The sequence below is a fragment of the Stenotrophomonas sp. STEN023 genome, assembly GCF_056760135.1.
Genome location: NZ_JBRREF010000027.1, coordinates 44,944 through 55,595, shown reverse-complemented (window position 1 = coordinate 55,595; position 10,652 = coordinate 44,944). Strand labels below are relative to the sequence as shown.

The 10,652-nt window shown below is 58.8% G+C and carries 3 protein-coding genes and 1 pseudogene; 1 reads left to right on the top strand and 3 read right to left on the bottom strand.

The window, feature by feature from the left end; all coding sequences use genetic code 11:
* Positions 1–124: 124 nt before the first annotated feature.
* Both ACVOLV_RS09975 and ACVOLV_RS09970 read right to left on the bottom strand, forming a co-directional pair.
* Positions 125–1,366 (bottom strand): HlyD family type I secretion periplasmic adaptor subunit, encoded by a 1,242-nt coding sequence (locus ACVOLV_RS09975; protein ID WP_481554250.1) that lies wholly within the window; start codon positions 1,364–1,366, stop codon positions 125–127.
* Complete coding sequence (locus ACVOLV_RS09970; RefSeq protein WP_481554249.1) at positions 1,366–3,771, bottom strand: type I secretion system permease/ATPase; 2,406 nt, start codon at positions 3,769–3,771, stop codon at positions 1,366–1,368. Before ACVOLV_RS09970 ends, ACVOLV_RS09975 begins: the two co-directional genes overlap by 1 nt.
* A 669-nt stretch (positions 3,772–4,440) precedes the next feature.
* Between ACVOLV_RS09970 and ACVOLV_RS09965 the strand changes: the two genes are divergently transcribed.
* Entirely contained in the window at positions 4,441–9,138 is a 4,698-nt protein-coding gene (locus ACVOLV_RS09965) for an Ig-like domain-containing protein (protein ID WP_481554248.1), read from the top strand.
* Between the two features lie 192 nt (positions 9,139–9,330).
* Here ACVOLV_RS09965 and ACVOLV_RS09960 read toward each other — a convergent pair.
* Positions 9,331–10,195 (bottom strand): annotated as a pseudogene (locus ACVOLV_RS09960) (transposase family protein); the annotation flags it as partial.
* Positions 10,196–10,652 lie beyond the last annotated feature (457 nt).

Sequence of the window (10,652 nt, the reverse complement as noted above, 5' to 3'; positions counted from 1 at the left end):
GGCAAGCACAGCGCGGCTGGGAGGTACCGTTCTTGGCGGAAAGTACCTGGGGAGCCCCAGCCGCGCTGCGCTTGCCCGGGCCACGCAAGATGGCGCCGGCATTCAACAATCAACGTTCCGGCAATTACCGTTCGCGGAAGGCTTCGCGTGCCTTCAATACCGGCTTGAGCAGATACTCCAGCACGGTTTTTTCGCCGGTGCGGATTTCCACCGAGGCGATCATGCCCGGGATGATCGGCAGCTCTTTGCCGCCGGCTTCCAATGCGCTCTTGTCGGTAAGCACGGTCACACGGTAATAGGTGCTGTCGGGACGACCAGCGCCGCCTTTCTCTTCGTCCTTCAATGTGTCTGGACTGATCAACTCGACTTTGCCATCCAAGCCGCCGTAGATGCCATAGTCATATGCGGTTATCTTCACTTTCGCCGGCAAGCCAGGGCGTAGGAATGCGACATCGGAAGGACGGATCTTGCCTTCCACCAACAGCTGGTCTTCCAGTGGAACGATCTCAAGAATGTGCTCGCCGGGCTGGATCACGCCGCCCACCGTGTTGACCCGTACGTTCTTCACCGTGCCGCGTACCGGTGCGGTGATGGTGGTGCGCTCAACCACGTCGGCGCGACCGACCAGGTTCTCGCTGGTTTGCGAAAGTTCCATTTCCAGCTTGACCAACTCGGAGTTTGCATCCGAACGATAACGGTTTCGGCGTTCCACAATCTGCGAACGGATGTCGTTGGCCTGCCTGCGCATGCGCAACAGTTCCACATCTGAAAGCAGGCCCTTGGCCGCCAGTGGCTGTGCAAGGTTGATCTCGCGCATGGACAATGCATAGCTCTGCTCAAGCGAGGCGACGCCTTCTTCCAGGGCGCGGCGACGGGCGTTGAACGCGCGGGTCTCGCTGGCAACTTCGTCTTCGAATTGACGCACCTGCTCATCGAATACCAGTGGCTCGCCATAGGCTTCAGCGCGCAGGCGGGCGATGGTGGCCTTGAGCGAGATCACCTTGCTCAGCGCCTCGCGGTAGCTGGCGTTGGCGCGGGTGGGGTCAATCTTCAGCAGCACCTGGCCGCTTTCGACGACATCACCTTCGTGCGCCGACATTTCAGCCAGGATGCCGCCTTCCAGGCTCTGGATGACCTGCTCGCGGCTCTTCGAGACGATCTTGGCCTCGCCCTTGGTGATCTCCTCAACGCGGGCAAAGTGGGCCCAGGTGATGCCGACCACCACGACCAGCAACACCATGTAGGTGACGATACGCGAGCCCGGTGTGGTCTGGGCAAGCAACGATTCGGAGACATCATCCATGAAGGCCGCATCGGCGGCGCTGATCGATGCTGTGTCTTTCTTGGTTTTCTTCCAAGGGAACATCACTGAGCCTCCTGTTGTTGCGGCTTGGTTTGGCGCACACGGGCTGGCGCGGATTGGATGGTGGGTGCTGGTGCAGGTGCAGGTGCAGGTGCAGGTGCAGTGCCGTTCGCAGCTGTGCGCGCAACGGGGGTTGCAACGACAGTTGGGCTGGCTGTGGCCGCAGCCGCCGTTCCCGGCGGACTGACAGCTGGCGCAGCCGGTGTGCGTGGTTCGCCATTGGCATTTGCGCCCAATGCGGTGAGTACATTGGCCTTGGGGCCATCGGCGACGACGCGGCCGTTGTCCATCACGATCACCCGCTCCACTAGATTGAGCAGGGAAGGGCGATGGGTGACCACCACAAGTGTCTGGCCTTGTGTTGCACGGTGCAGGTGTTCAAGGAACAGGGCTTCAGTCTGTGCGTCCATGGCGCTGGTGGGTTCATCCATCAGCAACAGTCGTGGGCGAGCGAGCAGGGTCCTGGCCAGTGAAATCAGCTGCCGTTGGCCGCCGGACACGCCATCGCCGTTCTCGCCGATAGGCAGGTTGACGCCGCGTGGGTGTGAGGCGGCAAACTGGTCCAAGCCAGTCAGCCGCAGCACACGTACGAACTCATCAACACTGGCATCCGGGCAGCCCAGCATCACGTTCTCGCGCAGGGTGCCATGAAACAAACGCGCTTCCTGATTGACGAAGCCTACCGACTTGCGCCAATCGGCAGGATCAATCTGGTTGACATCCAGGCCGTCTGTGAATATTTGCCCCTCGGTCGGCGAGTACAGGCGTGACATCACCCGCAGGAGGGTCGATTTGCCGCTGCCGATGCGGCCGAGAATGGCGACGCGCTCGCCCGGTGCGATGGACAGGTTGATATCGGTCAACACCGGCGGGTTGGGCTGCATCGGTGGCGCTGGATAGGAGAAGCCTATCTTCTTCAGCGTAATTTGGCCGCTCAGATCAGGCGCCGGCAGGTAATCCTGGCCAGGGTCGCGGTCCTGCGGCATGGCCATCAGCTTGTTCAATGACTCCAGCGCAGCCTTGGCCTGCTGGAAACGCACGGCCAGGCCGATCACCTGGCCAAGTGGTGCAGTTGCACGGCCAGCCAGCATAACGGTGCCGATCAGCGCGCCCATGCTGAGCGTGCCGGCGGTGATCAGATAGACACCGGTGATGACCAGTACAACTGTCTGCAGCTGCTGCAGCAGGGTAACCGTACCGGTGGCAATGCTGGACAGCCGCCGTGACTTCATCGATGTGGCCGACTGCAGGGCGCTGAAATGCTGCCAGCGGCGCTGCATGTTGGCGGTGCCGCCGGTGGACTTCAGCGTCTCCATGCCTTCGATGGATTCGATCAGCACTCCCTGCTTGAGCGAGGACTCACGCAGGTTTTCCTTCATCACCCGGGCCAGCGGCCACTGGATGCTGACCGAGATGATGATGATCAGCGGCAGGATCAATAACGGAATCCAGCCAAGTGGGCCGCCAATGGCGAAGATCACGCCAACAAACATCAACACGAACGGCAGGTCGGAGATCGCCGCCAGTGTGGCCGATGTAGCGAAGTCGCGCACGGACTCGAATTCACGCAGCTGATTGGCAAAGCTGCCGGATGAGGCAGGCTTGTGCTCCATCTTCACTGACAAGGCCTGGCGGAACAGCATGGCGCCAAGGACCAGATCGGCCTTTTTGGCGGCAACGTCCAGCAGATGCGCACGCACGAAGCGGATGACCGCTTCAAAGACCATTGCGATGACCACGCCAATGCCCAACGACCAAAGCGTGACGAAGGCTTGGTTGGGCACCACACGGTCATAGACGTTCATGGTGAAAAAGATGCTGGCCAAAGCGAGCACGTTGGCCAGTACAGCCGCGATCGCCGCGCTGCGGTAGTAGCGACGGTAGCGCCACAAGGTGCTGAACAGCCAGTGACCCTTGGTCTCTGGCAGCGCCTCACCAGCACGATTGTCCACATGGGCGCGCGGCTTCACCAGAATGGCGTGCCCGGAATACATCGCTTCAAGCTCTTCGTACGACAGATCCACCGGCTCGGCGGAAACCTCCGGCAGAATCACCGAGAAGCGCAGGTGGCGTTTGTTCTCCTCGTCGCGCACTTCCCTGCGTTCAAGCAGGATGCAGCCACCCTGGCTCTTGCGTAGCAGGATGATAGGCATCACCTGCGCAGGCAGCTGGGCCAGGACACGCTTCACTACGCCGCCGGTCAGGCCAACATTGCTCAGCGCCTTCAAGGCAAGTGAGGGTGATAGCGCACCATTCCACGGCAGCCCGGCAACCAATGCCGCCGGGCTACGGATCATGTCGTAGTGATCACACATCCAGGACACGCTTTGCAGCAGCGTGTCCTCGATGCTGATCTGGTCTTTCGTCATCACGACGGCTTCATCAGCCGGTGCAGTTGGGTTGGTCATGGCAGTTCCAGATGGAGCCACCCGCAGCAGCAGGTGGGTTTTTATCCGGGAGTGCAAAGTTCCCATTGCTCCCGACGAGGAGCGAAAGTCTGGGGTCGGGCGCCGCAATGGCGAATAGGATTCGTCCCAAATTTGTCGATTTTGTTCGGCTTCTGCTTCGGATGCGGTGGCTTATGCCTTGCGCGGCGCAGGAGTGCCCGCTGTCGAGGGTGAGCTTTTCCGGGGCATGTCGTGAATGGTGTAGATCATGAGTGGCATCGCTCAAGTGATGAGCGGATTCATCGGGCAAAAAAACTCGGTACCACCTTCAATTTCGCCCACTGAAACTATGGGCGTGGTGATCTTACGTATGAACCGTGTCGGATCGTGCTGTGTAGTCGATCTTTAAGACTAACCCTATGTCAGTTCGCGAATACCAGCCCTACTGTTATCACGGGTGAAACATCCTGGCGTTGATGTCGCGAGCAGCGTATGTGCGAGTGACTGCCTGAGAGTGTACCCAATAGACCCGACGCTCTGCCGTCTGTAGGAGCTCCCTGGTTTCCTGCCTTGGAACTGGGGGCTCTTCACCAGATGGCTCTGCTCCATATAGAAAGACTCCATCGCAAGACGGCGAATCGTGCCGGAGCCTGGAGTCTCCAGTGACTCAAAAACAACGAGTGAAAAGTAATGACTGCGATGGTATCGGTGGTTAGTGATGGTTCTGTGGTGCAGGCTCAGCAGCTTGCGGGTATGGGCGGTGGCAAGACCAAGCGCATCAGCGCAGTCAAGGGTGCCCGCTATGTGCTGACTGAGATGCACGGCGGCGTTGCTGCCGGCGATATCAGCGTCAAGCGCGTTGGCAACAACCTGGTGATCGAGCAGGAACTGGCCGGCGCCGAATCGACCGCCGTGATCATCGAGGACTTCTATGGCAGCCATGGCCAGTTGCTTGGCCTCGGCGCCGACGGCGAGTACCTGGAGTATTTGGTCGTTACCGAGCACGGCACTGCCGATGCTGCTGCAATGAGTGATGGTGCCTCTTCGCTGATCACCTTGGCCGCAGGTCAGCCTGTCGCCAGCTTCCAGTTCGCAGAGGGCAGCTCCTCCGTGCTCAGCACCACACTGGCTGGTATAGCCGCAGTTGCGGGTGGCTTTGCCTTGAGCAGCAATAGCAGCGGCGGCGGAAAATCGCAGCCTGCGCCGGTTGCCAGCGGCTTTATGCTGGCGGATCAGGCTGCAGGAGCGATGGCGAACGATCCAGCTCCGAGTGCCATTGATACTTCGGCACCGACCGTGACGGATGATGGCAGTATCAGCACTGCAATCGTGAGCGAGGTTGCCGAAGCCGAAGCGGAGAGCATTGTCGCAGGGACGAACGCTGTCCCCGAATCTGCGGTTGTGGAAGAGATCAACGCAGACAATGAGCTCGGCCCTGAAGCGGGCGACAGCAAGAATCGCGTGCGCCCCAATTCTCCGTTGACGGACGGTGCGGTCAAGGCGGCTGGCTCGGTCGCGGCTTACTCCGTGGACACGGTGCCCGTCATCGAGAAAGTAGTGGACGACCATGGGGCGATCACCGGCACCATACAAAATGGTGGCTACACCGACGATGGCTACCCGACCATCATGGGCAGTGCCGATCCCGGCGTCAGGGTGCATGTTTACCGTGGCCGATACCTGTTGGGCTACGCTGACACCAACGCCGAAGGTGAGTGGAAGTTCACCCCGTCGTCCCCGCTCGCCACGGGCAAGCACTCGATTACGGTCATTTACGAATATCCGGACAATGATGTCAGTGAGGAGTCCGAGCCGTATGTGATCATCGTGGACAAGATCGCGCCGGGTATTCCGCAGATCACCGGCATTGTGGACGACGAAGGCCGTATCACCGGCGCTATCACCGACCAGGCCATCACCGATGACAGCCGGCCGACCATCAACGGTACGGCGGAAGCGAACGCAACGGTGATCATTTACGACAAGGGCAAGGAACTCGATCGTGTGCCGGTTGGCGCGGACGGCAAGTGGAGCTACACGCCGGGCACGCCGTTGGCTGATGGCCTGCATATGCTGAGCTACTCGGCGGTGGATCAGGCTGGTAACGTTGGTCAGCAATCGGCTGTTGCCGAGTTCACCGTTGATACGCGCCCGGAGAAGGTCAACATCTACTACGCCGGTGATGATGTGGGCAGCGTAACGGGTGAGGTGTTCAGTGGCGGCGTCACTGACGACAGTACCCCGACGCTGTTTGGCACCGCTACGGCCGGCGGTCTTGTGACCATTTACAAAGGCAGCGAAGTGCTTGGCCGGGTTACCGCCGATGTCGACGGCACCTGGGAGTGGGAGATCACCCCGGAAACCCAGCTGTCTGAAGGTACGCACAGCTTGCATGCCACGGTAACGCTGGTTGCCAAGGGCGAGAGCCTGCCGAGCAAGCCGTTCAATCTGACAATTGATCTGACGGTACCGAGCGTGCCCACCATTGAGCAGGTGCTGGATGATGTGGGTGCTGTACAAGGCCCGCTGCAGAAGGGTGCGACAACCGATGATGCGACCCCGACGCTGAAGGGTAAGGCGGAAGCGCACAGTACGGTGATCATCCTCAACAAGGGTGTAGAGGTCGATCGCGTTGTGGCCAACGCGGACGGTGAGTGGACGTACACGCTGGTGCCGGCGCTGAGTACTGGTGGGCACAGCATTACCGTGGTCGCGCTGGACAAGGCGGGCAACGCCAGTGATCCGTCGGAGGCGTTCGACTTCAGCGTGACTCTGCCGCTTGCTGTTGCGCCGAGCATCACCTCCATCTATGACGATTTCGGCGCTGAGAAGGGCGAGCTGTACAGCGGTTCCTCCACTGACGACACCAAGCCGCTTATCTCAGGCAGGACAGTACCGAATGGCATCGTGATTTTGATGGACAACGGTGTTGAGATCGGGCGACCGCAAGCTGATGCCTCTGGCAAATGGTCGTTTACTCCGCTGGAGGCGATGGCTTACGGTCTGCACAATATCGTTGCAACGGCGGTGGAAAGCTCGGCTTCCTCGGCTGTCTTTGGCTTCCGTGTTGTGGAGCCGAATCGTAGCAGCGGCTTTGAAGATTTCAGCAGCATGACGTCGATTCGTTTGGGTGAATATTTAACGAACCATGTGCTTCCGTCGGGTTTGGCGATCAAGGGGATCTACGCCAGTGGGGTCATGTCAGGGGGTACAACGGATCAGTCTCTGCGACCGGAAGATGCTGGGAATGCTCTTCAACTGGTTTCTGCTGGGTATCTTGTCGTAACGCTGCCCTCGGAAAGTGGCGAGGTAAGTTTCGCACTTAATGCCTACGCTAGTACGAGTTCAAAAATATATCGCATATATTTTTATGATCAATCTGGTAAGATTATCGGGACAGAATATAGCGAAGTTGGCGTATCCGGCTCTCAGCGTATTCACTACCAAGCACCGGCTGGAAAGGCGATCGCCAGTTTTCAGGTGCACGCAGCCCACTCGGAGGCCTCGTCTGCACTCCTCGATGGTGTGCAGTGGGGGCCGCATCGACTTCCGAGTGACATCTCCATCTCATCGGCGGAAACCGATGAAGCGGGCGCACGCATTGTCTACGGCAAAGTGGACAACATGCCCTATAACGTGCCGGACATGGTGATCCAGGTCTCCACCGATGGCGGGGTGACCTGGGTAAATGCAAGCTTCTCTGAGGGCTCATGGGCTGTCATCCAGAAGGACATGCCGCCGGGTGACTGGACGGCGCAGGTGCGTATCGTCGAGCTTTCGAGTGGGCTTTCGATTGGCTTGACCGACTCCAAACAGGTGCAAGCCATTGCGAACGGTGCGCCGAAAATTCAGCGCATCGCCGATGCCGAAGGCATGTATACGGCGGAAAAGGCTGCCGATGGCTCTGTCGTGGAGGTTTCGCTGATGGGCACGGGTGCAAAGGTCGGCGACAAGGTGCATATCAAATGGGGCACGGTCACCTATGACCATGTGCTGACGCAGGCCAATATTGACGCCGGTCAGGTTGCCATCAAGGTGCCTGCAGCGCAGGTGCTGATGCAGGGTGTGGATGCGGACTTCCTGGTCACCGCGCAGATCATTGCGGCCAATGGTTCGATTGGCCTTGTTTCGCAACCGCAGAAGGTGGTAGGTACGTATACCGTGTCGGCGGCAAAGGCCGATGCGCTGACGGCTGAGCCCGAGGACAATGCCTATGCGGTTGCTGGCTTCAAGGTCAGCACCAGTGGTGTGATGGCGGTGACCGGATTGACCTCGGCCACGCATGCCGGGTTGACGCTGAGTGATGCAGTGAAGGCCAACGCTACGTTTGTGATGGATAAGCCTGTTCGCGAGATCGCATTGCGGTTCAGTGGCATCGACAGCGAGCAGGGCGTGACGATCCAGTTCTATGACGTCAAGGGAAACCTGATCGAAGAACAGACGATTCACGGCAACGCCACAAGCTTCCATGCCAATGCATACAGCTATAGCCCGCAGGACGAGCGTGTGGACATCGGGTCGTTCAAAATCATTGCCAATGAGCCGAGCGTGACGCTGGATCGCTTCACCTGGAAGGAAGTCAGCCACAAGACGGAAAGCCGTGAACCGGCCATCATCGACTCCAACATGGAGAGCTTCTATGGCACGGACGGTGACGACGTGGTGACGCTCACCGTGAAGATGGATGATTACTTCATTGGTGCTGTTGCCGGCATCCATGGTGGTGCGGGCATTGACACGCTCAAGGTTGCCGGGCCATCTGGCACCATGGTGAAGGGTGTGGCTATCAGTTCGATGGAGATCATTGAGCTTATGGGAAGCGTCGCGCAAACTCTGCAGCTTGATGTCAGCGATGTGCTGCGTAACGGGCAGATCGATGCGTTCTACGCGGGCGAAACGAACCGCGTGCAGATGATGATAAAGGCGTCTGCCAGTGGTCACCTGTATCTTTCCGATCAGCTGGTCGGCGGGGCATCTGTGCAGAACGCAAGCGGTGGCACGCCCGGTGACATGGGGGATTGGGCCAAGGGTGCAACGGTCGCAATCGATGGCGTGAGCTATGTGTCCTATAAGCATTCGAATCTTGCTGTTGAGGTCTTGGTGCAGCAGGGCGCAAAGGTCACGCTTGAGAATAGAGCGGAGTACAAACAGTATGGCCTTCACTCTCTGATGAAGGGCGGTCTTGAGCTTGACCAGGCGCATGACGATGCCATTCGGGATATGGGCGGACAGGTGTTGGCTGGGTCAGAGGCCGCGTATTTCCCTGGTGGTACAGATAGCGCTGCCAGCCAGCATGCTGATCACTCCGCTGCATTGCCGCTGCACTCGACGCAGTTCAATGGGGTAGGTTCTTTCAACGCCACGGACTTCTCGATCGAGGCTTACTGAGGTTGCTGAAGAAGCAGCAGGCGCCTGTTTCCTGCTGCGGTCTGTGCCACTCCTGCTATATCAAGTGAAGTGAGTGCGGCGGTCGGCCTTCGGGCGGCCGCCGCGCAATTTCTGTCGATTCGCCTGATTCATGAAGTGCTGATGCCGGTTCTGCCGGGAAATTGCACGGTTGTGAGCGGGTTGGAAATTCAGGTCGCACTTGGCGATCCTGCGTCGCATCCGATGGTTATGGAACCTCTCGACAAGTTCATGAGAATTGGCGTTCGCTGCACCGAGTGTTGGGTAGCTCATCCGGAATATCCCCGCGCTTGAGAACTTCGAAGAAGCATTCGCATGCAGTGTTGTCGCCGCAGAATCCAGCCACCCTCATTGAGCACACCAGTGGATTGGCTTTCAGGTGATTCGTATGTTTGCCGCTTCGAAGCTGACTGCCAGGCAGCCATTCATACCGCTCGAATCAGCATCTGCCGGTCGTGTTGGTTATGCATCGGCCACTCCACGACACGTTGGTAAAGCAGGTCCAGGGCAGTACTCGGATACAGTTTGCTCTATTGCGTCTTGATCTCGGTGATATCAGTTAACCACTTGGTCTCTGGTTCCAATGCAGTCCAGCGCGCCACGGCAGTCTTCTTGCAGTTCGCAGATGAAACCGAGCAAGCGCTCGTTGTTGAGCTGGCGGGGCTGACCGGGTGTTTGCTCCAGTCGTACTAACCGCCGGGCGATACCCGCAGGCACCGGCTCATCAGTTGATCCGGAAGCGCTCCGCGGCCGCGTTCGATCACCTGATATCTCAGGTTGATCCTTTGGCAAAGAGCGTCGCCGCTTCTCAATAAATCCTGCTCATTCCTCACTCGCGCCAACTCACGCTTTGGCTGGGCAAGTTCTTCGTCTCAGCGTGCAAAGGTCGCTGGGCTCGGGCCTCACACCTCCAACGGGTCAGCAGGATTTCTCGAATCCGAGACTCCGGCGCTACCTGGACGCAACTGACTCCGGGACGGCTTGCTTGTTCAACCGCGCCACGCCTCAAATCTACGCTGAGAATCCTTCGTTCGGACATGAAAACTCATCAAGAACTCGGCCGGCCCTCTCGCAAGTGTTCGTGGAAACGAGGGTAACCGCTTTTAGGACTCAGCTGATGTCGGGGTGGCGATCACGGAGGTATCGTCGCAGCGGCTTGCGTCAACAGCAGCGCTGCACTTTTGCGGACGCTGCAAGCTATTGGGTCCTGTCAGCGAGTGATGGACCTTCTGCTTGCCCGCTTTATTTCTTTACGTAGATCAAGGTGCGAATTTTACCTTGGCGCTCGGCGTGTTTGCTGCGCCAAGGCAGCGTTCGCAGTTGCGGGTTCAGGAAATCAGCTGGAGCTAATCTGTATCCGCGCTTTTAGCCTGCTGCTGCATCGGTTTCGCGGCTTACTCGGTTCCAGCGGGATGTGGCTTGCTGTTCCTGAAGTTCGAGCCGTTTCTATTCGCATCAGTCACAGTGACTGTCCCGCTTGGTACGGCGCAGCGGTG

What these genes read in the sequence shown, in the direction of transcription:
- ACVOLV_RS09975 (WP_481554250.1), bottom strand. Translation starts at nt 1,366, where the DNA reads ATGTTCCCTTGGAAGAAAACCAAGAAAGACACAGCATCGATCAGCGCC.
- ACVOLV_RS09970 (WP_481554249.1), bottom strand. Translation starts at nt 3,771, where the DNA reads ATGACCAACCCAACTGCACCGGCTGATGAAGCCGTCGTGATGACGAAA.
- ACVOLV_RS09965 (WP_481554248.1), top strand. Translation starts at nt 4,441, where the DNA reads ATGACTGCGATGGTATCGGTGGTTAGTGATGGTTCTGTGGTGCAGGCT.